Raw genomic sequence first — 23882 nt, forward strand, 5'->3', positions numbered from 1 at the left:
ACACAGAAAGATTTGGCTTTGCAAAATCTCTCAGCCGTCAAACATGATGAAGTTCGCCGTTCAAATAACTGTCACGTAACGAAAACTTTCGGATCTTGCCCGAACCCGTCAGGGGGAATGAATTCACCTTACTCCAAACCACAGGCGTTTTGATGGCGGCCAAAGCTTCTCGGCAATGCGCTTTGAGCACGTCGGGGTCCACATCAAACCCCTCGTCCGGTCGGATAAAGGCGGCCACGACCTCTCCCCAAGTATCATCCGGCAGGCCCACCACAGCCACCTCGGCGACCGAGGCATGTGTGAGCAGCACGTTCTCGATCTCGGCCGGAAACAGGTTTTCACCGCCGCGTATGATCATCTCTTTGACCCGACCTGTGACAGCCACATATCCTTGTGCGTCCATCGTGCCCAGATCTCCGGTGTGCAGCCATCCATCCGTGTCGATCGTGGCGGCTGTTGCTTCGGGATTGTCGTTGTATTTCAACATGGTGCAATACCCACGCACGCAGATTTCGCCCACCTCACCGATGGCCACGACCGAATTGTCCCCCGTCGACCGGATCGAAACCTCGGTTTGTGGCATGGGCTGGCCCACGGTGGTTGCGATCACTTCCAGCGGTTCGGTCCCGTGGTGCTGCGTCACCAATGGGGAGCACTCGGTCTGGCCATAAACGGTCTGAAATACACACCCAAGCGAGGACGTGATCTTTTCCACCAGATCAGGCGCAACCATCGACCCGCCGGACATGAAGGTCTCAAGCGCACTCAGATCAAAAGATCGGTGCTTCATCACCTCGAGCATGGCCACCACCATCGTGGGCACCCCACCGCTGGCGGCGATCTTTTCGCGTTCGAACACCTCGAGCACAGGTTCAGGGGCGAACATTTTGATCAGGAACAAGGGCGATTTCGACTGCAATGCCCCCAGCACGGCCATCCCGCAGCCTGCGGTGTGAAAGAGCGGCATCATCGTGGCCCAAGGCGCACCGGGTGTGGCCCCTGTGCGTTTGGCATAGAACCGCGCGTTATTGGTGATCCCGCGATGACCCAGAACAGCACCCTTGGGAAAGCCCGTGGTGCCCGAGGTATATTGGATTTGCGCCGCGTCATCTGGGGCAACTGTCGGTAATTGTGGCGAAATCTGGCCTTGCGCCAATAGCGCGCCCCAGTCTTCGAGATCGACCACGTCACGTAAATTAGGCAAACCCTGAACCGCCTGCGCGGCGATATCCGCCATCGGATTACCCCGAAACGATGCGGTTCGAAACAGGGCAACCGACCGCGATTGTTCTAGCACATAGGCAAGTTCCTGGGCCTGATAGGCAGGATTGGCGGTCACCAGCGTCAATCCTGCAAGCGCACAGGCATATTCCAGCAAAACCCATTCAGGGATGTTTGGGGCCCAGACGCAAACCCGCTCGCCCGGATGATACCGCGTCGACAAGGCCAAGGCGATCCGTTCCGCGTCCTGGTAAAGCGCGCCATAGGCCCATTGACGCCCGTTGGCGCCCGTCTCGTCCACCTCGACAAGGGCCAATTGATCCGGTGCGCTTTGCGCAACCTCTCGCAACAGGCCGCCGACGGTGGTCTCAAGGATCACCTCGTCGTCTTGGATCGGAAATTCGGATCGTGTCAGTGCAATGTCGTGCATCGTCCAGTCCCCCCCGTTTGTCAGGTGAGTATAGACGGAAATTCCGGCGGCCCCGAAACAATCTGTGAATCAAAAAGGCCGGGCAACGATGGCCCGGCCTTTCTTTTCATGAAAACAGTGGCTTAGGCGCGGCGGCGACGGCCACCGGCGCGGCCACCACGGCCACGACCCTCTTCGCCTTCCTTGGCGGGCGGCTTGTTGAACTTGATCCAGTCACCACCATGCGGGTCGTTGTTGGTCAGGAAGTTGGCGGCGCGGATGGCCTCCATTTCCTTGCCTGCACGCGGCTTGGTCGAGCCCAGGCCGAACATCTGACAGAACGCTTCGTCGTCCATGTCTGCGGGCAGAACGATGCCCGACGCTTCGACCTCGGCGCGCTTTTCGGCGATCTTCTTGGGACCGATCGGCAGGGCGACCGGGTTCATGATCGCCGAAGTCATGCCAGCACCCATGGCCATCGGCAGGAAGGCGTTGTTGATGCCGTGCCGGTTGGGCAGACCGAACGAGATGTTGGACGCACCACAAGTGGTGTTCACGCCCAGTTCCTCGCGCAGGCGGCGGACCAGAGCAAAGACCTGAAGGCCGGCAGTTGCCATCGCGCCCACGGGCATAACCAGCGGGTCAACCACGATGTCATGCGCGGGGATGCCGAAATCAGCTGCACGTTCCACGATCTTTTTGGCCACGGCAAAGCGCACGTCGGGGTCTTCAGAGATACCGGTGTCGTCGTTCGAGATCGCAACAACCGGAACGTTGTATTTCTTGACCAGCGGCAGGATCTCTTCCAGGCGCTCTTCTTCACCGGTGACCGAGTTCAGCAGCGGACGGCCTTCGGCAATTTCCAGACCCGCCTCAAGCGCACCAGGAACCGAACTGTCGATGCAGAGCGGCACATCAACCAGGCCCTGAACCAGCTCGACGATCTTTTTCATCAGCGGCGGCTCGGTCTCGTTCGGGTTCGGGTTCGAATTGTAAACCACACCCGCGTTGATATCCAGAACGGTCGCACCCGCAAGAACCTGAGCAACGGCATCCTTTTCAACGGTCGAAAAATCGCCCGCTTCCAGTTCAGCTGCCAGCTTTTTGCGGCCAGTGGGGTTGATGCGTTCGCCAATCACGCAGAACGGCTGATCAAAGCCGATCACTGCCGTTTTGGTTTTGCTCTCTACGATGGTCTGCGTCATGTCGGCCTCTTATGCGGGGTTTACGGGGCGAGTGCTCTCGCCGCCATTGTTGATGGCCCAGGTGGCATTCGTCTTGATGCCGCCCAGCGGGAAGAAGTGGACCTTCTCGATCTGGAAGTCCGGGTTTGCCGCCTTGTGTGCCGCCAGATCAGTGATGATCTCATTCGGCTCATGCGGCAGCAGCAGCTTGGTCACGTCCTTGGCACGTTTCTGCAGCACCTTGAGCGACGGGCCAACGCCACATGCGATGGCGAACTTGATCATGGTCTGCAGTTTTGCGGGGCCCGCGATGCCGATGTGCACCGGCAGGTTCATGCCACGCTCGGCCAATTCGTTGACCCAGTCGATGACCGGCTGCGCCTCAAAGCAGAACTGGGTGGCCAGGGCCATCTGCGCGTCGGTGCGTTTGGAGAATTCAAGCTTCCAGTCCAGTGCCGCATAGGTGTTGGCACGACCGCCCTTGGGGTCGATGTCCAGGTTCGGTTCCGGGTGGCCCGCGACGTGCAGGTTGGTAAAGCCCGCCTGATCAAACAGACCGGTTTCCAGCAGCTGCATCGAGTCGCTGAAATCGCCATGCGGTTCGGCCACACCACCGGCAAGGATCAGGCCCTGCTTGACCTCCGCCTCGCCCTGATAGCGCGAAATCCAATCGGCCAGCGTCGCCTTGTCCTTGATGATGCGTGCCGGGAAATGCGGCATCGCGTCAAAGCCTTCGTCTTTCAGGCGTTTGGCGGTTGCCGCCATGTCCTCGATCGGCGTGCCTTCGATGTGGGCGATGTAGACGCGGGTATCTGCGGGCAGCAGCGCGCGGAAGTCTTCGACCTTGGCAGCGGTGCGCGGCATTACCTCGATCGAGTAACCCTGAAGGAACGCCTCGACGGTGGGGTTCACCGGCCCGTTTTCGACCGTGTCACGTTTCTTGAAATTCAGCAAAGCCATCACGGCCTCCCATACTGATGTGGGGCTCATGCCCATCCGTCTTTGGCAATCAGGGCCTTGATGCGCTCCTGATCGTATTCTGCTTCCAGACGCAGGGCTTCTGCCTCGGCCACTTCGGCGGGGTCGCCGTCGACAGCATAAGGGGCAGCCTTGCGCCATTCGGCCAGATAGGCATCAGCGTCCTTGGCGTTCACCTTCATCGCGGCCCGGTCGATGGCTTGTTCGAACCGTTCCTCAAGTTGACGCTTGGCCCCACGGCGGCCTTTGCCGACGATGACTTGGGCTGGGATGTCGCGCCAGTAGACGATGGTGACGTCGGGCATTGATGTGATTCCTCCTGACCTGATGAACAGGTTCTAAACGGCAATATGGGTTTCGGTCGGCCTGATTTCGACACTGGCAGACTTTGAAGCGACCTTTCGGTGCCCGAGCAGAGGCATAGAGGATAAATTGCGCCATGGCTTGCCCGAATATTTCAGGACAATCATGAGCCCGGCACATGTCAGCAACAAAAGACCCCCGCGGCACCAGGCCGCGAGGGTCAAAACCGTCGTCCCGGGGCGCCTTAGCCCACCAGGCCGCCGTCTTCGCGTGTCACTGCAATGATCGCGGAACGTGGCACCGATGTACCGCCATCGGGCCAATGGCTGTCGCCTCTTTCGCCCGGGTGCTGGATGCCAACGAACATTGTACGGCGATCACCAGACCAGCACAGGCCCGTCACTTCTGCCTCTTTCGGGCCAACCAGGAAGCGGCGGATTTCACCGGTTACCGGATCGCCTGCCAGCATTTGGTTGTTGCCCTGACCAGCAAAGTCATCGGCGTTCGAATACTTGCCGTCTGTCTGGATCCACAGCAGGCCATTGCTGTCGAATGCAAGGCCATCGGGCGAGTTGAACATGTTGCCTTCGTTGACATTGTCCGAGCCTGCTCGATCATCCTGATGCACTGTCGGGTTGCCGGCCAACACATAAAGATCCCAATCAAACCCGCCTGCGGCGTGATCGCCACCTTCGGGTTTCCAGCGTACGATCTGACCATATTTGTTGGCCTCACGCGGGTTCGGGCCTTCAACCGGGGTCTCATCCCCACCCTTGTTGGTCTTGACCCCGCGGTTCTTGTTGTTGGTCAGCGCGCAATACACCTCGTCCGAGTTCGGGTTCGCGGTAACCCATTCCGGGCGGTCCATGGTGGTGGCGCCCATCTTCGACGCGGCAATCCGGGTGTGGATGCAGATCTCGGCCTGGGTCATACCGGTGTTCTCCGGGGTCAAAGCCAACCAGGTGCCCTTGCCGGATGCGTCGAACTTGGCTGCATAAAGCGAGCCGTTTTCCATCAGTTCGTCGGTATCGACACCCGCAGCATAAACGCCGTTCGAAACGTAGCGATACAGGAACTCACCGCGCTCGTCGTCGCCCATGTAGATCACAAGACGCCCGTCGTTGTTGACCACGCATTCAGCGTTTTCGTGCTTGAAACGGCCCAAAGCAGTGCGCTTTTTCGGGGTCGAGTTCGGATCACGCGGATCGATTTCAACGACATAACCCGCACGGTTTGGCTCGTTGGGGGTTTTGGCAACGTCAAACCGGTCGTCGATGGTGGCCCAGCCATAGCCCCAGTCACTGGCCGAAATGCCATAGCGTTTGAGTTCAGCCGAAACCTCGTGGTTCTCGTCTTCGGCCGAGAAGTAACCGTTGAAGTTCTCTTCACAGGCCAGATAGGTGCCCCAAGGGGTCGTGCCCGAACCGCAGTTGTTCCAGGTGCCAAAGGTCTTGGTGCCCGACGGATCAGCAGCGGTTTTCAGCAGATCGTGACCCGCCGCCGGACCGGTCAACGCCATCTCGGTCTGAGGCGTGATGCGACGGTTGAATGGGCTGTCGATCACGATGCCCCAGCCGGTGCCGTCATGAGCGATCTCGACCACCGAAACGCCATGGGCCAACATGCCCTTTTCGACGTCATCGGCATTTGCGAACTTGCCTTCTTCGCGGTTGCCCCAGATGATATTGCGGTTGGTGTATTCGTTGTTGATCGCCATCAGGGTGCGACCCTCGTGCATGAAAATCTCCATGCCGTCGGTGTTGTCACCAAAGGTACGGGCTTGGGTTTCAGCAGTACCGCGCGTGTCCTGGTCAAAGGCAACGCTGTCGGACCACATTGCATCCGCCCAACGCATGACCACTTCGGCCTTGTAACCCTTTGGTACAACGATGCTATCTTCGGTCGAAGCTGCAACTGCATCGAACGCGAAACGGTTGCCGTTGGCCTTGGCACCGGTTGGCAGAACAGCGCCACCCAAAGCGGCAAAGCCACCCATGGCCAGCACACCGCCCAGGAAACCACGGCGGCTCAACGCCTCTTCGACGACCACGTCGAAATCGCAGCCTTCGGGACGGGGGTTTACGGCTTCGTCAAAGTCGTCAAACGACAGATCATGGTCTTTTTTCATAGCGTGCTCCGAATAGGCTTGCTGAGTTATTTCCGCGAATCCCGATGCGGAATTCTTGGTGTCCTGCTCGCATGGATATGTGAAGCGGATGTGACAGTTAGGATCAACTCGATGGTGAATTCTCTTGCGCGTCGGCGGCGCGCCGCCTAGGGTCAAATCAACTCGAAATCGGAGGGCGTGAAGTCATGGCGCCCAAGCGTCCCAAAGGTGCGGGCGCGTTCCCGAAAGCGGTCGACACCCCCGCGCCTCAACGGCCGGATCCTGATGGGCTCTATGCAGCGCTGGATCTGGGTACAAATAGCTGTCGCATGCTGATTGCCCAACCCAAGGGCAGCGGCTTTCATGTGGTCGACAGTTTTTCAAAGTCGGTGCAACTGGGCGCCGGATTGGAACGAACGGGGCGCCTGTCCCGCTCGTCGATGGCGCGTACCGTTCAGGCACTGCGCATCTGTCAGCAAAAGCTGAAACGCAACAAGGTCAAGCGCATGCGTCTGGTCGCGACCGAAGCCTGTCGCCGCGCCAAGAACTCGCGCGATTTCATCCGTCAGGTGAAGCGTGAGACCGGCCTGACGCTGGAAATCATCCAGCCCGAGGAAGAGGCGCGTCTGGCCGTCATTTCCTGCGCGCCTCTGGTCTCGACCAAGACAGAACAGTTGCTTGTGGTGGACATTGGCGGCGGCTCTACCGAACTGGTATGGATCGACTTATCTTCGGTTCCGCGTCGAGATCGCCCGGTGTCGATTACACGGCTGCACGCAGGGTTTCATTCCGCCGACAGCCCGTTTCAGGCGGCCAAGGTGGTGGACTGGATCAGCGTGCCCCTGGGCGTGGCCACTTTGCGCGATCAGTTCAACGATGTCGAAGACGATGCAGCCCGCTTTGCATTGATGAGCTGGTTCTTTGAAGAGAACCTGGCGGACTTTGCCCCCTACAAGGACGAACAAGCCCGCGAAGGTTTCCAAATCGTCGGGACCAGCGGAACAGTCACGACAGTTGCCGCCTCGCACCTGGGTTTGAAACGCTATGACCGGACCAAGGTTGACGGTCTGCGCATGACATCCGATCAGATCGACAAGGTGATCCGCGGCTACCTTGAGCTCGGCCCCACGGGCCGACGCCGGGATCCCCGCATCGGCGAGGATCGACAGGCGTTGATCATGTCCGGGTCTGCAATCTTGCAGGCATTGTTGCGCTGCTGGCCCACCGACCGGCTGTCGGTTGCAGACAGAGGCCTGCGTGAGGGGCTGCTGTATGCGCAAATGAGTGGCGATGGTGTATTGGAAGACGGCCCCTTCTGATCCGGTTGAAGCCGGGTGTGATAGGCTATAAGTGATCCAGCATCGTTTTCGGAGAAAACCCGCATGGCAAAGACACCTGATGGCAAGAATACCTCGGGGCGCGGACAGCGCGACCTGAAGGTCAAGGTGAAGTCCGCACGCGGGCGCAAGCTCAGCTCAACCCGCTGGCTGCAACGGCAGTTGAACGACCCCTATGTCAAACGCGCACAGGCCGAGGGCTATCGCGGGCGCGCGGCGTTCAAGATCCTGGAACTGGATGAGAAGTACCGCTTTCTGGTGCCGGGCGCACGGGTGGTTGATTTGGGCTGCGCGCCAGGGGGCTGGCTGCAGGTGGCCGTCAAACGGGTGAACTCCCTTGGTGAACGCTCTGGCAAGCGGATCGGCACTGTGTTGGGCATCGACCTGCAAGAGGTTGAGCCGGTCGCAGGCGCCGAGGTTCACCAGCTGGATTTCATGGATGACGGTGCCGACGACAAAGTCAAAGAGTGGCTGGGTGGTAAGGCGGATGTGGTGATGTCGGACATGGCAGCGGCCTCCTCCGGGCACAAGCAGACCGACCATTTGCGGATCATTTCCCTGTGCGAAACGGCCGCCTATTTTGCCTTTGACGTGCTTGAAGAAGGCGGAACGTTTGTGGCCAAGGTGCTGGCCGGCGGGGCCGAGGGCGATCTGCAGAAATTGCTGAAGCAGAAGTTCACCAAAGTGGCCAACGTCAAGCCACCTTCGTCCAGGTCGGACAGTTCAGAAAAATTCGTGGTGGCCACAGGCTTTCGCGGCTGACACCCTATCCCGCTTTCTGTGCTTGAAACGAGGCAGCTGCATTTTGCAGCAGCAAGCTGTTGTCCTTGCGGGCGCGGGTAAAGGCCTTGCGGTTGATCCGCTGGGAGGCGCGTTTAGACAGAGATTGTTGACGCAGCAATTCAAACAGCCGCGCATGGCGGTTGTGATCGCAGAACTCCATCGGTGGTGGGTCCAGCGGAACATCAGGCAGGCGTTCTGCACTGCGGGCAAACTCGAACATCTCATCCTCTTTGGCAACTGGGGCAGCTCTCAGGCACCATGGCAGCCAAAGTTAAACAAAGAATGAGCACGATTTTAGGCAACATCGGGGCGTTCTCGCGCCCGCTATCGCGACAGTTCCTCTTGCAGTTGCAGCAACGCGGGATCGCCCGGTACGTTGCTCAGGGCTTCGATCAACACACGCCGCGCCGCTTGCGGCCCGCCGTTGATGTGGGCCAATTGCACGAGCATCGGCCAGGCTTCGGCTCGCTGCGGGTCCATCTCGACCACCTCGCGAAAGGCGCGTTCAGCAGCTTGGGCATTGCGCATAGTCAGGGCAAGCCCTCCTAGAACCAGATGCGTCTCGGGGTAATCCAACCGCGTCCTGAGCGAACGCTGCCAGTCCTGAACCCCGGCGCCCACGACCGCCTGCTGGCTGCGGGTCATGGACGATTGCGGCACGTTCAACACCGCCTTGGCCGCCGCGATCCGAACCGAGCGGACAGGATCACCCAGCACCGGCATCAAGCGCTCCAGGCGCTCTTGAGGGGGGGCGGCTTGTTGCAAGCTCGCCGCGCTTGCCCGGACCAGCGGGTCCGGGGCACCGAGCAGGTTGGCGGTCTGCCCTGCCAGTTCAGCCGAAGCCGCGCCCTGCAGCAGGTAAAGCGCCGTGGCCCGCACGATTCCTGCCTGCCCCTCGTCCAGGGCGATCCCCACCAGATCACCCGAAGCGCGGATCGGATCGATCTGTGCGCGGGCAAAAGCCGAACCGAAATGCGGCTGGCGATGTTTGGCGTCCGGGAACCATTCTGCAATGCGCGACGCGGCCCAGGCCGGATCCTTGTCTTCGTGACAGGTGGTGCAGGTATCCGGCGCGCCGGTTTCAGCCGACAGATCCGGGCGCGGAATGCGGAAGCTGTGATCGCTGCGCACATCGACCTGCATATAGGTCTTTTCCGGCATGTGGCAGTTGCGGCACTGCGCGCCTTCGCTGCCCTCTGGGTGATGGTGATGCGCGGGGCTGTCATAGTCCGCAATCGGCAGACTTGGAAAATCCGGGTTGCCCGCAGTCGAATGACACTGAGTGCAGACGGCGGTTCCCTCGGCCAGCAACTCACCACTGTGCGGCTCGTGGCAGTTCATGCAGGTCACGCCCTTGGCGTACATCTTGGATTGCAGGAACGAGCCGTAGACATAGACCTCGTCCAATATCTGCCCGTCCGAATAATACAGCCCCGGCCGCAACAGGCTGAGCGCATAGGTCTGGTGATAAGGCGTGCCCGGTACCGGGTTGCCGTCTTCGAGCGTTTCGCGGCGCGAATGGCAGGTGGCGCACTGCTGGATCGCAGTTTCACCCGCATTCCAATCCATGGTGAAACCGGTCTTGGTCAAACCCGCGGGTGGGGCCTTGCCGATGGTCCATTCGATATGAGCCGAGGCCGGACCATGGCAGGCCTCGCACCCCACCCCGATTTCGGCCTGGGTCGAGCGATAGCTGCGCGTTTGCGGGCCATAGTTGCGCTTGTACCCGGTGGCGTGACATTCGGCGCAACGTGCGTTCCAGTTCTTGTAGGGCCCTGTCCAATGCAACCCGTCATTGGGCGGCAGGTCTTGATCGGGGTAAAGATGCCCCCAAACCTGCCGCTCGGTATCCCAATAGACGTCAAAGCTTTGCAACCGGCCGTTACCGGTTTCCAAAAGGTACTGCTGCAGGGGTTCGATCCCGGCAACCGAGTGAACCGAGTAATCAGTCGTTGCCCCGTCCTTTTCCGTCACCTTTGCGAAATAGCCCGTTCCGTCCTGAGAGAATTCCACCGACATCCCGTCGTGTGCAAACTGTGTGCCGTCGAAATCTGCGACAACCGACGCCTCGGATGGCGCCATCCAGGCCTGCGCATGATGCGAGCCATCCCAGCTCTGCGCTTGCTCCTCATGACAATCCCGGCACGCATCGGACCCCACATAGGCGGGCGGTTCCTGTGCAAACGCCGGGGTCAATGGCGCAACCACAAGCAACAGGATAGACAGAAATTGTCTCATGAAAAAATGGCTTTCTTGGCTAAAGAGATCAGGATCATGGGTTATAGGTCATCCTCGGCCCCACCACCTGATCTCAGGTCGATCAGGGCGCCATTGTATTCGGCCCCCAGGATCAGAATGGCGGAGTTGAGATACAAAAAGATAAGCGCCGCCATGGCCCCGGCAAGACCGGCATAGGTGGCGCTGTAGACGGCGAATTTGCCGATGTAGTAGGAAAACCCCCAACCTGCGGCAGCCCAAAGCGCAAGCGTCAGCAGCACGCCAGGCAATATCTGAACAAGGCTGTGCCGCCGACCCGGCAGAACCATGTGGCAAGCCAGAACACCGCCCGCCGGGATGGCAACGATGAAGATCCAGCTCAGGCGCTCTTTGGACACCCAAGTTGGTGTCTCACCGGGAATGGCCTCGGCCACCAGGGTGGCGTAGATCGGAAAGACCACCTCGACCGCTGCGGTGATGATCAGGACGCCGCCCCCGGCCACAACCAGCGCGATGCACAACAGCCGCGCCTGCCAGAACGGGCGCAAGTCCACGTCATGATAGGCCCGCGTCATCGCCTCGCGCACCGCGTCCACACCGTTAGAGGCAAAATAGATCGCCAGCAGGCCACCCACAGTCATCACCTGAGTGCTGGCACCGGCCAAAACGGCCTTGAGCTCGGTTTCGATGGGATCGGCCACCGCCTCAGGCCAGGTCCCGAAGATCAGCTCGATCAAATCCTCGGTGATCAGGTCGTGTGACAGGCTGCCCGCCAGAGCCACGACAAACAGGATAAAGGGAAACAACGCCAGCATCATCGACATGGCCACGTGACTGCTCATGACCCATCCGCCCTTTCCGGCGAACCGGTGAAGGGCCAGCCCAAAGGCGCGGACCGGATCCGGGATGGCGGGATTTGCAAGCAGGCTCATACCGTCAGGATACACTCAGGTTCGTTGCGGTGCATGGGGTTAACCTTACGCCTCATCCTCACCCTCCAGCGCCTCGGTGTTGCCGACCGCCTCGGCCAGGGTTTGCCAGATCGTCACGAAGAGACCCGCCAACACCGGCCCCAGTACCAGACCAGAGGCGCCAAACAGGCTAAGCCCGCCCAAAGTCGAGATCAGGATCATCACGTCGTGCAGCTTGGCATCGCGTCCAACAAGGATGGGCCGCAACACGTTGTCGATCGTCGACACGACAAGCCCGGCCCACAAGGCCAGCCCGGCGGCAGCCACATAAGCGCCCTCAAACGCCAGATAGGCCGCCCCGATAAAGATCACCACCGGCGCGCCAAGCCCCGGAAGAACGGCGGCCACCATCATCACCACCGACCAGAAAGCTGCCCCTTCGATCCCGGCCACCCAAAAACTGATGCCGCCAAGTGCCCCCTGGATAAAGGCGATGGACAGCGTGCCCTTGATCGTGGCGCGGCTGACCGAGACGATGCGCTCATGGAGCTTTGCCTGCGTTTCATGGCGCAGACCGGTGTAGCGCAGTACCTGAACCATGATCGGTGTTTCAAACTGCAAAAAGAAGAACAGCGCATAGAAATAGACAAAGAGGCTCAAGAAAAAACTCGCCGCCCCCACCGTCACCTGCCCGACCGAGGCCACAAAGAACCGCGCAACTGCCTGCAGGATGGTGCCCATGCGTTCGGTGACCTTCTGGCGAATATCCTCAAGGTTGACATCAAACGGCACCCAACTGGGCAAGGTGTAGGTTGCCGGATCCGTCGACAGCGTGCTGGCAAAATTGCTGACATTGTCGACCAGCGCGCTGGCCTGACTGATGGCCAGGATGATCAGGGCAAACAAGGGCGCGATCACGACAAACATCAACGTCAGCAATGTGATCAGGCTGCCGGTGTTGCGACGCCCGCCAACAAAGGCCACGATCTTGCGGTTCATCGGCTGCGCCATGCCCCCGGTGATCGCGGCCAGGGCAAGTGGCACCATGAAGCCTAACGTCATCTGCACAAAGGTCACCGTGATCAGCAACGTGATCAGGATCAGGGCCAGCCATCGCCAGTTTTCAGCAAGGCTCGGTTTTGATTGGATCATTCCCAGTCCTTCCCCCACCTTGAACCAAACCAGATAACGCACGGGAATAGTTGCATTTTATGCGCGACCGATGCAACATCATATCAGAATTCCCATACCTTTTTTCAAAACCGATTCCATAAGGAGCATGTCATGTCCGAGTTCGACGACTGGGTGGCCGACCTCAAGCAGAAACGTGATGAGCTGAAGGTCAAGCTGCATCTGGCCGGCAAAGATGCCGAAGACGAATGGGACAATCTGGTGTCCGACTGGGATAAATTTGTGCGCGAGACCCAGCTGGACAAGTCCGCCGAAGAGGTGGGCGAAGCCGCCAAGGAACTGGGCCTGCGCATGAAAGCTGCCTTTGACCGCATGAAGCAGGCCAAGGACTGATCCCCCTTGGCAAAGTCCCAGAATAAACCCCAGGTCGGCTCGATCCGTCCCCGCCTGTCCACCTGTCGCGACATTGCGATCATCATGGGACTTGCAGTCTGGGGGCTGTATGCGGGATCGGGGTTTCTGATCCCGCTGACCCTGGCGCTCCTGGTTTATGTGCTGATCATCGCGGTGGCGGACCGTGTTGCGGGCCCATTTGTACCGGTATGGCTGGCCAACCTCATTGGCATCGCCGTGGTGCTGACCGGTTTGTTTGCGGTGATGTTTGTGCTGGGCAATCAGGCGACGCAGTTTGCGCGCGCGGTGCCCACATATGAAACGCAATTCGACAGCGCCGTGAACCGGGTCGTGACCCTTGTGGGCAACGACGTGACCAAATTTGTCCGCGACCATCTGGTCGACATTGACATGTCCACCGTCGCGCGCAGTGCCTTTGGCGGGGCGACCTCATTCCTGAACACCTTTTTGCTGATCTCGCTGTACGTTTTCTTCATGATGTCAGAGCGGATGATCTTTCGCGACAAGCTGCGACTGGCCGCCAATGACGTGAAACTGGGCCGCGAACTGTCGTCGATGATGGAGGCGATCTCGCACAGTTTGCAGGCTTATGTGGGTGTCAAAACCTTCGTCAGCGTGCTGACCTCGCTGATCAGCTATTCGGTGTTTCGATGGCTCGGCCTGGAATACGCCGAGACCTGGGCCGTGCTGACCTTTGCGCTGAACTTCATCCCTTCGATTGGCTCGATCGTGGCGGTGGTGTTCCCGGCGATGGTGTCGCTGGTGCAGTTCGACACGATCACGCCGTTTCTGATCATTGTGCTCTTTTGCGGCACGGTTCAATTCATGATCGGCAACTTTCTGGACCCGGCCTTGTTGGGTCGCTCGCTCAACATGTCGACCTTCATGGTGATCATCGCGCTGACGTTCTGGAGCGCGGTCTGGGGCGTGATTGGTGCGTTTCTGAGCGTGCCTTTGACCGTCTGCATCCTGATCGTCTTCAGCCACATCCCCGCCCTCAGGCCGGTGGCCATTCTCATGTCCAAGGACGGTGAATTGCTGACGGCTGATCCCAAGAGACCGGAGTAGCCCCATGGCCACCAAAGCCCAGCTCGAGGCCGAACTGGCCGTCCTCAAATCCCAATTGGCAGCCACTGACGCCAAACCGGTGCCCAAACCGGACCCCGAGCCAGATGCGGAACCTGAGCAGCCCCATGAGCAGTCGGCCTTTGCCAACCTGCTCAAGGAACATGGGGTGGACAGCCAGGACATCGACGCCCTGTGGACGCAGTTTTCGTCCGAGCTGAGCGATCTGCCCGAGAAGAAACCGCTTTTGACCGCCGTTGCGGCCTTTGGCCTGGGGTTTGCCCTGGGCCGGATGTCCAAATCCTGAGGAGAAAAGAGCCATGAACCGGATCAGCCGCAACCTGACCATCCTCTTTCGCACCGAACGCCTGATCGCGCGGCGGCAGATGGCCGTGCTGCGCACCCAGACCGGGCTGGTGGCCTTCGCCGGGCTGGTGATGGGCATCGCCATCATCATGCTGAACGTCGCGATATTCTATGCGCTCGGCACCGTCATGGCCGGGCATTACGCTGCCCTGATCGTGGCCCTTGGGAATGCGCTGGTGGCTTTGGTGCTGGTGGCGATCGCCAGCCGCATGAGCGCCGAGAAAGAGCTGGAGCCCGCCACCGAAGTGCGCGACCTGGCCCTGGCCGAGATAGAGGCAGATCTGAACGAGGTCGCGGACGAGGCCCGCGAATTGACCCGCAATGTCAGTCGGATGGCGCGCGATCCATTGGGCACCGCCCTGCCCGCCCTGATCGGGCCGCTGCTGTCGTTGCTGCTGAAATCCAAAGACAAATAGTTATTCATTTTTTTCGAACGGACATGTCATGAGTGCAAGAGACCAGATTTTGAACCTGAAGACCCGCATGGGGCAGTCAATCATTGGCCAAGAAGACGTCATCGACCGCCTGCTGATCGGTCTGCTGGCCAACGGAAATCTGCTGGTCGAGGGGCTACCGGGCCTCGCCAAGACCCGCGCGATCAAGGCGATGGCCAAGAACCTGGATGCCCAGTTCAGCCGAATTCAGTTCACCCCTGACCTGTTGCCCTCGGACGTGACTGGAACCGAGGTTTATACCCAAACCGATCAGGGCGGCACTTTTCGCTTCGACCCCGGCCCGATCTTCGCCAACATCGTGCTGGCGGACGAGATCAACCGCGCGCCTGCCAAGGTGCAGGCCGCCCTGCTTGAGGCGATGGAAGAGCGGCAGGTCACCGTATCCGGCAAAACCCACAAGATGGAGCCTCTGTTCACCGTGATGGCGACGCAAAACCCCATCGAGCAAGAAGGCACCTATCCCCTGCCCGAGGCACAGATGGACCGGTTCCTTATGCATGTGAACATTACCTATCCCCCGGTCGAGGACGAGGTCGAGGTGATCCGCCTTGTGCGCGGCGAAGAGGTTGCGGCCACCGGTGGCAGCGATGTGGGCGGCAAACCCAAACCCGCCGCCATCCCGCAGGACGCCGTGTTTCAGGCCCGGGCCGAGATTGGGCAAATCCACGTTTCCGACGCGATGGAGCGGTATATGGCCGATCTGGTCTATGCCACGCGTACACCCGAGGCGGTAAGCCCCGATCTGGCCCGCTGGATCGAGGTCGGCGCCAGCCCGCGCGCCTCGCTGGCGCTCGATAAATGCAGCCGCACCCACGCCTGGCTGAACGGCCGGGAATATGTTGATCCGCTGGACGTGCGCGCCATCGCCCATGACGTCTTCCGCCACCGTGTGACCTTAAGCTTCGAGGCGCAGGGGGACGGCAAGACACCGGACGATATCACCGACGAGATGCTGAAAACCGTCGCTCTGCCCTGAGGGTCAGATCATGGAGGCACATGACACACAAGACCTGAGGGTTCACACCACCGCCGATCAGCTGCGCAGGCTGGGGCCTTTGTCGCGCGGCATTTCCTTGCTGCCGCGCCAACCGGCACGGTCGATCCTGAACGGTCGTCACGCCTCGCGCCTGCGCGGGCGCGGGCTGAATTTCGAAGAGTTGCGCGACTATCTGCCCGGCGACGACATCCGCACCATCGACTGGAAGGTCACGGCCCGCACCGGAAGCCCCCACGTGCGCGTCTACACCGAGGAACGCGACCGCCCCGCCCTTGTCATCGTCGATCAACGCATGACGATGTTCTTTGGCTCGGTCGAATACATGAAATCGGTGGTCGCGGCCGAGGCCGCCGCCATTGTGGCACATCGCATACTGGCCCAAGGTGATCGGCTGGGCGGATTGGTGCTGGCCCCTGGTCGCATCGCCGAACATCGACCCGAACGCCGTCCCCGCGCGCTGGACCGGTTGCTGAACTCGATCGCATCGGCCAACCAGATGCTCAGCGCTGATCTGGAAGACACCGCCGAGCCCAGTCTGAACACCGTCCTGAAACAGGCCACCCAAGTTGCCAAGACCAACTTTGTAGTGACGGTGTTTTCTGATTTCGCCGGTCTTGATGACACCTCGGAACCGCTGTTGCGACGGCTGGCGCAAAGCAACGACCTGATCCTGTTCAACGTGTCGGACCGCTCTGCGCAGACCCTGCCACCCGGGCTGCGCCTGTCGATCTCGGACGGTACATCGCAGGCCGAGCTGGACACCAGCGACCCGCAGGTTCACGCCCGCGTGCAGACGGCTCTGCGGGATCGTCTGGAGACGCTGCGCCACTGGTCGCGCCGCTATGGTATTCCCATGGTCGAGCTTGGCACCGACCGCGCGGCATTGGCACAGATGCAGGTTCTCTTTGGGCTGCGGGGAGCGGGTCGATGAGCGAAACGCAACAAGCAACATCGCTGACCGACCTGCTGAACCAACTGGAGCCAGTTCCGGTTCCGCCAGCGGTTCCGATGGTTCCGCAAACCGTGGGCTGGCTGGTCTTGGCTGCAGTGTTGCTAATCCTGTTGGTTGTCGCGATTTGGCGTTGGTACCAGCACCGGCAGGCCACCGCACATCGGCGGGCGGCTTTGGCTGCGCTGTCGCTGGCCGGGGATGACCGCGCCGCGATCGCCGATATCCTGCGCCGCACTGCGCTGGTCTCGTTTCCCCGCGCACAGGTGGCCGGGTTGACCGGAGCCGATTGGGCCGCGTTTCTGGATCAAAGCTATGGCGGCAACGGCTTTGCCTCTGCCACTGGCCAAGCCCTGCTGAGCGCGCCCTACACTGGCTCGGCGCCCGACGCGCACGCCACGGATCTGGCCCGCGACTGGATCAAGCGCCACAAGGCCGAAGGAGGCAGATCATGAGCCTGTCCCTTTCTGCCCCCTTGATGCTGCTCCTTTTGCCACTGCCCCTGCTGGTCTGGTTCTTTGCGCCCCCCCACCGTCACCGCGTCCGCGCCACCCGCGTCCCGTTTTTTCGCGACCTGACCCAGGCCGCCGGGTTCGAGGCGCAGCATGGCGCCCTGATCCTGCGTCGCAGCACCTTGCAAATGATCGCCGCCTGTCTGGCCTGGGTTCTGCTGGTTCTCGCGCTAGCCGGGCCAGAGCGCCTGGGCGAGCCCATTGTGACCGAAAACGCAGCCCGCGATACGGTGCTGGCGCTCGACATCTCGGGCTCGATGGATGAACGCGATTTCGTGGCCCAGGACGGAACCCGCAAACAACGGCTCGAGGCGGTCACGGACGTCCTGCGCCCTTTCATTGCCGAACGCGATGGCGATCGCATGGCCCTGATCGTTTTCGGCACCCGCGCCTTTGTGCAGGCGCCCTTTACCGACGATCTGCAAAGCTTGAACGGCTTTCTCGATCAAACACAGGTCGGTATGGCCGGGCCAAATACGGCCCTAGGGGACGCCATCGGCCTTGCGATCCGCACCTTTCAGGGCAGCGAGATCGAAGAGCGGCTGATGATCCTGCTCAGCGATGGCAGCGACACGTCGAGCACCATGACCCCGGTCAACGCCGCCACGATCGCCGCAGACCAGGGTGTCACGATCTTCACCATCGGCGTTGGCGACCCTGAGGCCACAGGCGAAGCGCGGGTTGATCTGGGTATCCTTGAAGACATCGCCAAACGCACGGGCGGCAAGTTCTTCTATGCCGATGATCAAGCGGCGCTGACCTCGATCTACAAGCGCATCGACGAGTTGAACCCACGCGTGGTCGAAACCACCAGCTATCGCCCCAAGACAAGCCTGGCCTATGTCCCCCTGTCATTGGCTTTGTTGATCGTGCTGCTCGCGACTACACTGCTTCATTTGGGCTCTCGCAGACGGGGAGCGCGCCATGTTTGAAACGTTATCGCTGTTTCATTTCCTGCGTCCTTGGTGGCTGATCGCGGTGCCGCTGGTTCTGCTCCTGTGGTATCTGGTGCGTCGCCGATTGGACGGGCCGACCACCGAAACCGCAGGCCTCGCGCCACATCTGGCCGAGGCGCTGAGCGTGGGCGCGCATGATCACCGGCGGCTGCATCCGATTGATGCATTTGCCTGTGTTGGTATCCTGTTGGCGCTGGCCAGCGCGGGTCCGACATGGAGCAAGCTGCCCAACCCGCTGATCGCGGACACCGCACCTCTGGTCGTGGCGCTCAAAGTGACCCCCAGCATGGAAGAGACGGACCTGGCCCCCAGCCGCCTGGAACGCGCCCGGTTCAAAATCAGCGATTTGATCGCCTCTCGCGCAGGTGCCCGTACTGCCTTGGTCGCCTATGCCGGATCGGCCCACCGTGTGGCGCCGCTGACTGAGGATGCCGATATTCTGCGCCCGTTGCTTGAGGGGCTGACACCCCAAGCGATGCCGGTCGACGGCGACACTGCATCAAGCGCATTGACCTTGGCTCAGGCCGTTCTGACCAACGCCGAGACCGAAGGCGCGATCCTGTTTGTGCTTGATGACATGGATCCGGCCGAGGCCAAGCTGTTCGAAACCGCCGACCCTAACGGGACACAGCTCATCTTTCTGACCGCGTTGCCACCTGGACAATCCCTGGCTCAGCTGGACCGTATTCCCAATGCCACTGTTGTGCAGATGACCGCAGATGATGGTGATCTGGCGCAGCTCGACCGGGCAATTCGGTCGGCCTATGTCGCGGCTCTGGGACAGGATGATCGCCTGCAATGGCATGATCGTGGGCGGCTGTTGGCCATTCCCGCCGCGCTGCTGGTTCTTCTGTGGTTCCGGCGTGGATGGACGATGAGATGGGCGATGGTCCTTCTGCTTCTGCCCTTGCTAGGCGCGCCGGGCCAGGCCCGTGCCGAAGGCTGGCGGGACTGGTTCCTGACCCCAGATCAGCAGGGCCAGATCGCGATGAACCGCAAAGAGTATGCGACAGCCGGGGAATTGTTCCAGGACCGCTACCTATCCGGCTACGCCAAATACAAAGCCGGGGAATATGCGGATGCCGCAACGATCTTTGCCGCGCTCGAAACACCCGAGGCTGCCTTTGCCGAAGGGATGGCGCGCATCCGCAACCGTGAGTACCGACCTGCGATTGCTGCCTTTGAACGCGCACTGGAACAGCGCCCGGATTGGCCCGAGGCCAAACACAACCTGGCACTAAGCAAAGAGATCCTCGAATACGTCGAAACCACACGCGAGCAGTCAGATACCGGCGAGGACAGCGGCATCGGTGCCGACGACGTGGTCTTTGACAATGAAGCACAACGCGGCGCCGACACCACGATTGATGTAGCGGAAGAAGGCGCGGCACCGCAAACAGCGGATCAATGGATTTCAAGCATCGACACCGACATGACCAAGTTTCTGCGCAGCAGGTTTCTGATAGAAAATCAGGAGGCTGAGCAATGAAGTTTACGCTCCAGGTCGCAATCTTTCTAAGCCTCCTGTGCACTGCGTCGCAGGCGCAGAACACCTTGTATCCCACGCCGCGCAATGAGCCGAAGAGCCCAGAGTTCATAGAAGAAACCCAGCCAGAAACCACACCTGTGTCGCCAAACGTGGCCGAGGCAAACAACATCGCCCCAATTGTCGAGACAGAATTGTCAGAGGCCGATGTGATCGTCGGTCAACCCATCCGGCTTCAGATCAAGGTGCTGGTTCCCACCTACATGCCGCAGCCGCCGATCTATCCGACAATCGAATTGCCCGATCTGATGGTCCGGCTGCCGGATCGCGCAACCACACCCACCAGTGAACGCCGCGATGGCGCCTCGCTGTCCGGTACGATCCGGACCTACCGGCTGTATCCGCTGGCGGCGGGGGCCTTCGAGATCCCGGAGCAGGTCCTCAGTCTGACTTATGCTGATCCCGATACCAACGCGCCAATCACGACCGAGATAGCGATGCCTGCGCAGAGCTTTACCGCGACAGTGCCAGCAGCGGCACAGGATCTTGACCCGCCAGTGATCGCCGCCGGGTTCACCCTGGAGCAGGACATACAAGGCGAGATCGACCTGGGCGTTGGTGATGCCATAACACGGGTGGTGACCGCCCGTATTGATGGCACGACACCGGTGCTGATCCCGCCGCTGGTTACGGCCATCGAAACCCCGGCTTTGCGCGCCTATCCCAAGGAGCCACGCGTAGCATCGACCGAAGAACGTGGTGTGCTGTCGGGTACGCGCAGCGAAACGGTAACCTATTTGGTGCAATCAGACGGCACCGCGGAATTGCCCGAGATCAAGATCGAATGGTACGACACCGAAACACAAACCGTGCAAACCGCCTCGGTCGACGCGGTGAGCCTGACCCTCGCCCCGGCTCCACCTCCGCCACCTGACTATGGAAAAATCGCGTTGAGGTCTGGGTTTGTCTTGGTCGCACTTGGTCTGTTTGGGCTCTTTCTTCGGCGTATGGGCCCCAGGCTTGCAGCGGCGAGGAATCGCATCCGAGCCAGGCTGCGGGCCACAGAAACGGCAACTGCACGAACCGTGCGACGCGCCATCGTAGATCAAGATCTGAACGCGACCTACGCAGCCCTTGAAACCTGGTCGTCCTACGCCGCAGTTCTGGACACATCCGACTGGATAGACATGAAAAATGCGCTAGTTTCCGTCGGATCAGACACGTATAGCGATAGCCCCACCCGACCAAACTCCAGTTGGCGGATTCTTGCGCAAAACTTCGACGAACTCAGAAAAATCAATCGGAACAAATATTTGGCTTTGAAAACTCAGGAGAATCTGCCAAAACTCAACTCAAATCTAAACATTCCGATTTATCTCAGCACCCCCACGGCCGAACCGGTCGAACGCTAGTTTTTTACGACCAGTCCGGCTCCGCGTCACCGAGTATTCTGTTCATTTAAGGAGACATACATGAACCTGTTCCGAAGTAGTTTAACCTACCTGTCGGCGGCCTCAGCCGCGCTGGTGCTGACCGTCGGGTCGGCGCTGGCCCAGGACGCCGAGAAACCCAACATCCTGGTGATCTGGGGCGATGACATCGGTCAGTCGAACATCTCGGCCTACACCATGGGCGTGATGGGCTATCGCACCCCCAACATCGACCGCATCGCGCAAGAGGGCATGATCTTTACCGACTATTACGGTGAGCAATCCTGTACCGCCGGCCGGTCGTCTTTCATCACCGGTCAATCGGTCTTCCGCACTGGCCTGTCCAAGGTTGGCATGCCCGGCGCGCCCGAAGGCATGCAGGTCGAAGATCCGACCATTGCGGGCCTGCTCAAGGAACAGGGCTATGCCACCGGTCAATTCGGCAAGAACCACCTGGGTGACCGGGATGAGATGCTGCCGACAAACCACGGTTTTGACGAGTTTTTTGGCAACCTCTATCACCTGAATGCCGAAGAAGAGCCCGAAAACGAAGACTATCCGCAGAACCCCGAGTTCCGCGAGCGTTTTGGTCCGCGCGGCGTCATCAACTCGAAATCGGACGGCACCATCGAAGACACCGGTCCGCTGACCAAAAAGCGGATGGAAACCGTGGATGAGGAAACGCTGGCAGCCGCCATCGATTTCATCAAGCGCAAAGAGGAACAAGGCGTTCCGTGGTTCGTCTGGTGGAACGGTACGCGCATGCACTTCCGCACCCACGTCAAAGACGAGATGCGCGCGCAGGCCAACGAGATCGTTGGTGGTGTGGCAGATGAATATACCGCAGGCATGTTGGAACACGACATGCACGTGGGACAGCTGCTGGACCTGCTTGACGAGCTTGGCATCGCCGACAAGACCTTTGTTCAGTATTCCACCGACAACGGTCCGCACATGAACACCTGGCCGGATGCGGCGATGACCCCCTTCCGTGGTGAAAAGAACACCAACTGGGAAGGTGGCTTCCGCGTGCCTGCGATGGTGCGCTGGCCCGGCAAGATCGATGCGGGCACCGTATCGAACGAGATCATGCACCACATGGACTGGCTGCCGACCTTCATGGCGATGGCTGGTGTGTCCGACATCAAGGAACAGCTGAAAGCGGGTGGTGTTCAGGCGATCGGTCGCGAATACAAGGTGCATCTGGACGGCTACAACACCCTGCCGTATCTGCTGGGTGAAGAAGACAGCGCACCGCGTGAAGAGATCTTCTATTTCTCGGATGACGGCGACCTGACCGCGCTGCGTTACAACGACTGGAAGGCGATCTTCCTCGAGCATCGTTACCCGCAGACCCTGCGCGCCTGGGCCGAGCCCTGGACCGAACTGCGTATCCCGTTGCTGTTCAACCTGCGCCGCGACCCCTATGAGCGGTCGAACATCACCTCGAACACCTATTGGGATTGGTACATTGACCGGGCCTATCTGATGCTTCCGGCCGCTGATTATGTGGGCAACTTCCTGGCCACGTTCGAAGAGTTCCCACCGCGTCAGAAACCGGGCAGCTTCACCATCGGTGATGCGTCCGAGATGATCCTGAAAAGCGTTGGTTCCAAGTAAGCAACGTCTGTCATGCAAGGCCCCAGAGCACTCTGGGGCCTTGTTTCATTTCTTTTGATTTTTGGGGATGTTCCCGTGCTCCGCTCTTTGACTTCTGCTCTTGCCCTTTTTGCCGCCACAACTGTGATGGCCGACCCGCTGCCCTCCTGGTCCGATACGGAGGTCAAATCCGGCATCGTTGCCTTTGTTGAAACCGTGACGGATCCGGCGTCGGACGATTACGTGACGCCAAGCGATCGGATTGCGGTCTTTGACAACGACGGCACGCTTTGGGGGGAACAGCCGGTCTATTTTCAATTCATCTTTGCCATTGATCGCCTGAAAACCCTGGCCGAAGCCGACCCCAGCGTGTTGAGCAGCGATGTCCTGACAGCCGCAGCCGCAGGAGACATGGAAACGGTTCTGGCTGGCGGGCACGACGCCCTGTTCGAAATCCTGAATGCCACCCACAGCGGCATGACCGTTGACGCCTTTCAGCAAGAGGTGGCGCAGTGGCTGGAGGATACGAAACATCCCGACACCGGTCTGCCGTATGACGAAATGACCTATCAGCCCATGGTCGAGCTGCTGCGCTATTTGCGCGACGAAGGGTTCAAGACTTACATCGTCTCGGGCGGTGGCATCCATTTCATGCGCGTCTTTGCCCAAGAGGCTTACGGCATCCCACCCGAACAGGTGCTGGGCACCTACACCAACACCGAATACGCCATGGTTGATGGTGAACCTGTGATCTCCAAGGTCCCCGGCATTGCCTTTGTCGACGACAAAGAGGGCAAGCCCATCAACATCGAGCGCACCATCGGGCGCCGCCCGATCTTTGCCGGCGGCAACTCGGACGGGGATTTTGCCATGTTGGAATGGACCACCGCAGGGAAAGGCCCGCGTTTTGGTCTGCTGGTGCATCACACCGATGGCGACCGTGAATACGCCTATGACCGTGAAAGCCCGATCGGACGATTGGTCGATGGGCTGGACAAGGGGCCCGGCTTGGGGTGGACTATTGTTGACATGAAACAGGATTGGCAACGGATCTACACCGGCCAGAACTAAA

Annotated in this window: 23 protein-coding genes; 14 read left to right on the plus strand and 9 right to left on the minus strand. The window is 60.1% G+C overall.

What is annotated here, in order from left to right:
* Nucleotides 1-37: 37 nt before the first annotated feature.
* The 5 genes from TRL7639_RS10635 to TRL7639_RS10655 form a co-directional block, all read right to left on the minus strand.
* Complete coding sequence (locus TRL7639_RS10635; protein WP_085795650.1) at nt 38-1651, minus strand: AMP-binding protein; 1614 nt, start codon at nt 1649-1651, stop codon at nt 38-40.
* 122 nt (nt 1652-1773) lie between these two features.
* Entirely contained in the window at nt 1774-2835 is a 1062-nt protein-coding gene (locus TRL7639_RS10640; protein ID WP_085795651.1) for a methyltetrahydrofolate cobalamin methyltransferase, read from the minus strand.
* Nucleotides 2836-2844: 9 nt separating this feature from the next.
* The gene (locus TRL7639_RS10645) at nt 2845-3774 is read right to left on the minus strand and encodes a methylenetetrahydrofolate reductase (protein ID WP_085796374.1); all 930 of its coding nucleotides are present in this window, start codon (nt 3772-3774) and stop codon (nt 2845-2847) included.
* Nucleotides 3775-3800: 26 nt separating this feature from the next.
* Nucleotides 3801-4097, minus strand: coding sequence for a virulence factor (locus TRL7639_RS10650; RefSeq protein ID WP_085795652.1), 297 nt, complete (start codon nt 4095-4097; stop codon nt 3801-3803).
* A 242-nt stretch (nt 4098-4339) separates the two neighbouring features.
* Nucleotides 4340-6223, minus strand: coding sequence for a PhoX family protein (locus TRL7639_RS10655; RefSeq protein ID WP_085795653.1), 1884 nt, complete (start codon nt 6221-6223; stop codon nt 4340-4342).
* 185 nt (nt 6224-6408) lie between these two features.
* On the opposite strand from TRL7639_RS10655, the gene TRL7639_RS10660 reads away from it, so the two are divergent.
* Together TRL7639_RS10660 and TRL7639_RS10665 are read left to right on the plus strand one after the other, a co-directional pair.
* Entirely contained in the window at nt 6409-7521 is a 1113-nt protein-coding gene (locus tag TRL7639_RS10660) for a Ppx/GppA phosphatase family protein (protein WP_085795654.1), read from the plus strand.
* A gap of 63 nt (nt 7522-7584) precedes the next feature.
* Complete coding sequence (locus tag TRL7639_RS10665; protein ID WP_085795655.1) at nt 7585-8301, plus strand: RlmE family RNA methyltransferase; 717 nt, start codon at nt 7585-7587, stop codon at nt 8299-8301.
* A 4-nt stretch (nt 8302-8305) separates the two neighbouring features.
* On the opposite strand, the gene TRL7639_RS10670 is transcribed toward TRL7639_RS10665, so the two are convergent.
* The 4 genes from TRL7639_RS10670 to TRL7639_RS10685 form a co-directional block, all read right to left on the minus strand.
* Nucleotides 8306-8542 carry a hypothetical protein gene (locus tag TRL7639_RS10670; RefSeq protein WP_085795656.1) on the minus strand — a complete coding sequence of 79 codons (237 nt, stop codon included), beginning with the start codon at nt 8540-8542 and terminating at the stop codon, nt 8306-8308.
* A gap of 104 nt (nt 8543-8646) precedes the next feature.
* The gene (locus TRL7639_RS10675) at nt 8647-10560 is read right to left on the minus strand and encodes a multiheme c-type cytochrome (protein WP_085795657.1); all 1914 of its coding nucleotides are present in this window, start codon (nt 10558-10560) and stop codon (nt 8647-8649) included.
* Nucleotides 10561-10601: 41 nt separating this feature from the next.
* A complete protein-coding gene (locus TRL7639_RS10680; protein WP_085795658.1) occupies nt 10602-11471 on the minus strand; it encodes a YihY/virulence factor BrkB family protein in 870 nt (289 codons plus the stop codon).
* A 45-nt stretch (nt 11472-11516) separates the two neighbouring features.
* Entirely contained in the window at nt 11517-12602 is a 1086-nt protein-coding gene (locus TRL7639_RS10685) for an AI-2E family transporter (protein ID WP_133057639.1), read from the minus strand.
* A 132-nt stretch (nt 12603-12734) separates the two neighbouring features.
* Here TRL7639_RS10685 and TRL7639_RS10690 point away from each other — a divergent pair, with 132 nt between their 5' ends.
* From TRL7639_RS10690 to TRL7639_RS10745, 12 genes are all read left to right on the plus strand, one after another.
* Nucleotides 12735-12974: a hypothetical protein gene (locus tag TRL7639_RS10690; protein ID WP_085795660.1), complete on the plus strand. Its 240-nt coding sequence runs from the start codon at nt 12735-12737 to the stop codon at nt 12972-12974.
* 6 nt (nt 12975-12980) lie between these two features.
* Nucleotides 12981-14063 (plus strand): AI-2E family transporter, encoded by a 1083-nt coding sequence (locus tag TRL7639_RS10695; RefSeq protein ID WP_235820299.1) that lies wholly within the window; start codon nt 12981-12983, stop codon nt 14061-14063.
* Between the two features lie 4 nt (nt 14064-14067).
* Nucleotides 14068-14367 (plus strand): hypothetical protein, encoded by a 300-nt coding sequence (locus TRL7639_RS10700; protein ID WP_085795661.1) that lies wholly within the window; start codon nt 14068-14070, stop codon nt 14365-14367.
* A 13-nt stretch (nt 14368-14380) separates the two neighbouring features.
* Nucleotides 14381-14842 (plus strand): phage holin family protein, encoded by a 462-nt coding sequence (locus tag TRL7639_RS10705; RefSeq protein WP_085795662.1) that lies wholly within the window; start codon nt 14381-14383, stop codon nt 14840-14842.
* A gap of 28 nt (nt 14843-14870) precedes the next feature.
* Nucleotides 14871-15857 (plus strand): AAA family ATPase, encoded by a 987-nt coding sequence (locus TRL7639_RS10710; RefSeq protein WP_085795663.1) that lies wholly within the window; start codon nt 14871-14873, stop codon nt 15855-15857.
* A 10-nt stretch (nt 15858-15867) separates the two neighbouring features.
* The gene (locus TRL7639_RS10715; protein WP_085795664.1) at nt 15868-16809 is read left to right on the plus strand and encodes a DUF58 domain-containing protein; all 942 of its coding nucleotides are present in this window, start codon (nt 15868-15870) and stop codon (nt 16807-16809) included.
* Nucleotides 16806-17282, plus strand: coding sequence for a DUF4381 domain-containing protein (locus TRL7639_RS10720; RefSeq protein ID WP_085795665.1), 477 nt, complete (start codon nt 16806-16808; stop codon nt 17280-17282). The genes TRL7639_RS10715 and TRL7639_RS10720 overlap by 4 nt, the downstream gene beginning before the upstream one ends.
* Nucleotides 17279-18271, plus strand: coding sequence for a VWA domain-containing protein (locus TRL7639_RS10725; RefSeq protein WP_085795666.1), 993 nt, complete (start codon nt 17279-17281; stop codon nt 18269-18271). The genes TRL7639_RS10720 and TRL7639_RS10725 overlap by 4 nt, the downstream gene beginning before the upstream one ends.
* Nucleotides 18264-19784, plus strand: a complete 1521-nt coding sequence (locus tag TRL7639_RS10730) for a VWA domain-containing protein (RefSeq protein WP_085795667.1) — start codon at nt 18264-18266, stop codon at nt 19782-19784. The genes TRL7639_RS10725 and TRL7639_RS10730 overlap by 8 nt, the downstream gene beginning before the upstream one ends.
* Complete coding sequence (locus TRL7639_RS10735) at nt 19781-21193, plus strand: BatD family protein (protein WP_085795668.1); 1413 nt, start codon at nt 19781-19783, stop codon at nt 21191-21193. Before TRL7639_RS10730 ends, TRL7639_RS10735 begins: the two co-directional genes overlap by 4 nt.
* 60 nt (nt 21194-21253) lie before the next feature.
* Entirely contained in the window at nt 21254-22831 is a 1578-nt protein-coding gene (locus tag TRL7639_RS10740) for an arylsulfatase (protein ID WP_085795669.1), read from the plus strand.
* Nucleotides 22832-22957: 126 nt separating this feature from the next.
* Complete coding sequence (locus tag TRL7639_RS10745; protein ID WP_235820300.1) at nt 22958-23881, plus strand: HAD family hydrolase; 924 nt, start codon at nt 22958-22960, stop codon at nt 23879-23881.
* The last annotated feature ends 1 nt before the right edge of the window (nt 23882 follow it).

The sequence above is a fragment of the Falsiruegeria litorea R37 genome (assembly GCF_900172225.1).
Taxonomy (GTDB): Bacteria; Pseudomonadota; Alphaproteobacteria; order Rhodobacterales; family Rhodobacteraceae; genus Falsiruegeria; species Falsiruegeria litorea.

What these genes read in the sequence shown, in the direction of transcription:
- TRL7639_RS10710 (WP_085795663.1), top strand. Translation starts at nt 14,871, where the DNA reads ATGAGTGCAAGAGACCAGATTTTGAACCTGAAGACCCGCATGGGGCAG.
- TRL7639_RS10740 (WP_085795669.1), top strand. Translation starts at nt 21,254, where the DNA reads ATGAACCTGTTCCGAAGTAGTTTAACCTACCTGTCGGCGGCCTCAGCC.
- TRL7639_RS10725 (WP_085795666.1), top strand. Translation starts at nt 17,279, where the DNA reads ATGAGCCTGTCCCTTTCTGCCCCCTTGATGCTGCTCCTTTTGCCACTG.
- TRL7639_RS10675 (WP_085795657.1), bottom strand. Translation starts at nt 10,560, where the DNA reads ATGAGACAATTTCTGTCTATCCTGTTGCTTGTGGTTGCGCCATTGACC.
- TRL7639_RS10640 (WP_085795651.1), bottom strand. Translation starts at nt 2,835, where the DNA reads ATGACGCAGACCATCGTAGAGAGCAAAACCAAAACGGCAGTGATCGGC.
- TRL7639_RS10670 (WP_085795656.1), bottom strand. Translation starts at nt 8,542, where the DNA reads ATGTTCGAGTTTGCCCGCAGTGCAGAACGCCTGCCTGATGTTCCGCTG.
- TRL7639_RS10730 (WP_085795667.1), top strand. Translation starts at nt 18,264, where the DNA reads ATGTTTGAAACGTTATCGCTGTTTCATTTCCTGCGTCCTTGGTGGCTG.
- TRL7639_RS10655 (WP_085795653.1), bottom strand. Translation starts at nt 6,223, where the DNA reads ATGAAAAAAGACCATGATCTGTCGTTTGACGACTTTGACGAAGCCGTA.
- TRL7639_RS10700 (WP_085795661.1), top strand. Translation starts at nt 14,068, where the DNA reads ATGGCCACCAAAGCCCAGCTCGAGGCCGAACTGGCCGTCCTCAAATCC.
- TRL7639_RS10665 (WP_085795655.1), top strand. Translation starts at nt 7,585, where the DNA reads ATGGCAAAGACACCTGATGGCAAGAATACCTCGGGGCGCGGACAGCGC.
- TRL7639_RS10735 (WP_085795668.1), top strand. Translation starts at nt 19,781, where the DNA reads ATGAAGTTTACGCTCCAGGTCGCAATCTTTCTAAGCCTCCTGTGCACT.
- TRL7639_RS10645 (WP_085796374.1), bottom strand. Translation starts at nt 3,774, where the DNA reads ATGGCTTTGCTGAATTTCAAGAAACGTGACACGGTCGAAAACGGGCCG.
- TRL7639_RS10685 (WP_133057639.1), bottom strand. Translation starts at nt 12,602, where the DNA reads ATGATCCAATCAAAACCGAGCCTTGCTGAAAACTGGCGATGGCTGGCC.
- TRL7639_RS10635 (WP_085795650.1), bottom strand. Translation starts at nt 1,651, where the DNA reads ATGCACGACATTGCACTGACACGATCCGAATTTCCGATCCAAGACGAC.
- TRL7639_RS10745 (WP_235820300.1), top strand. Translation starts at nt 22,958, where the DNA reads ATGGCCGACCCGCTGCCCTCCTGGTCCGATACGGAGGTCAAATCCGGC.
- TRL7639_RS10650 (WP_085795652.1), bottom strand. Translation starts at nt 4,097, where the DNA reads ATGCCCGACGTCACCATCGTCTACTGGCGCGACATCCCAGCCCAAGTC.
- TRL7639_RS10715 (WP_085795664.1), top strand. Translation starts at nt 15,868, where the DNA reads ATGGAGGCACATGACACACAAGACCTGAGGGTTCACACCACCGCCGAT.
- TRL7639_RS10680 (WP_085795658.1), bottom strand. Translation starts at nt 11,471, where the DNA reads ATGAGCCTGCTTGCAAATCCCGCCATCCCGGATCCGGTCCGCGCCTTT.
- TRL7639_RS10660 (WP_085795654.1), top strand. Translation starts at nt 6,409, where the DNA reads ATGGCGCCCAAGCGTCCCAAAGGTGCGGGCGCGTTCCCGAAAGCGGTC.
- TRL7639_RS10690 (WP_085795660.1), top strand. Translation starts at nt 12,735, where the DNA reads ATGTCCGAGTTCGACGACTGGGTGGCCGACCTCAAGCAGAAACGTGAT.
- TRL7639_RS10705 (WP_085795662.1), top strand. Translation starts at nt 14,381, where the DNA reads ATGAACCGGATCAGCCGCAACCTGACCATCCTCTTTCGCACCGAACGC.
- TRL7639_RS10720 (WP_085795665.1), top strand. Translation starts at nt 16,806, where the DNA reads ATGAGCGAAACGCAACAAGCAACATCGCTGACCGACCTGCTGAACCAA.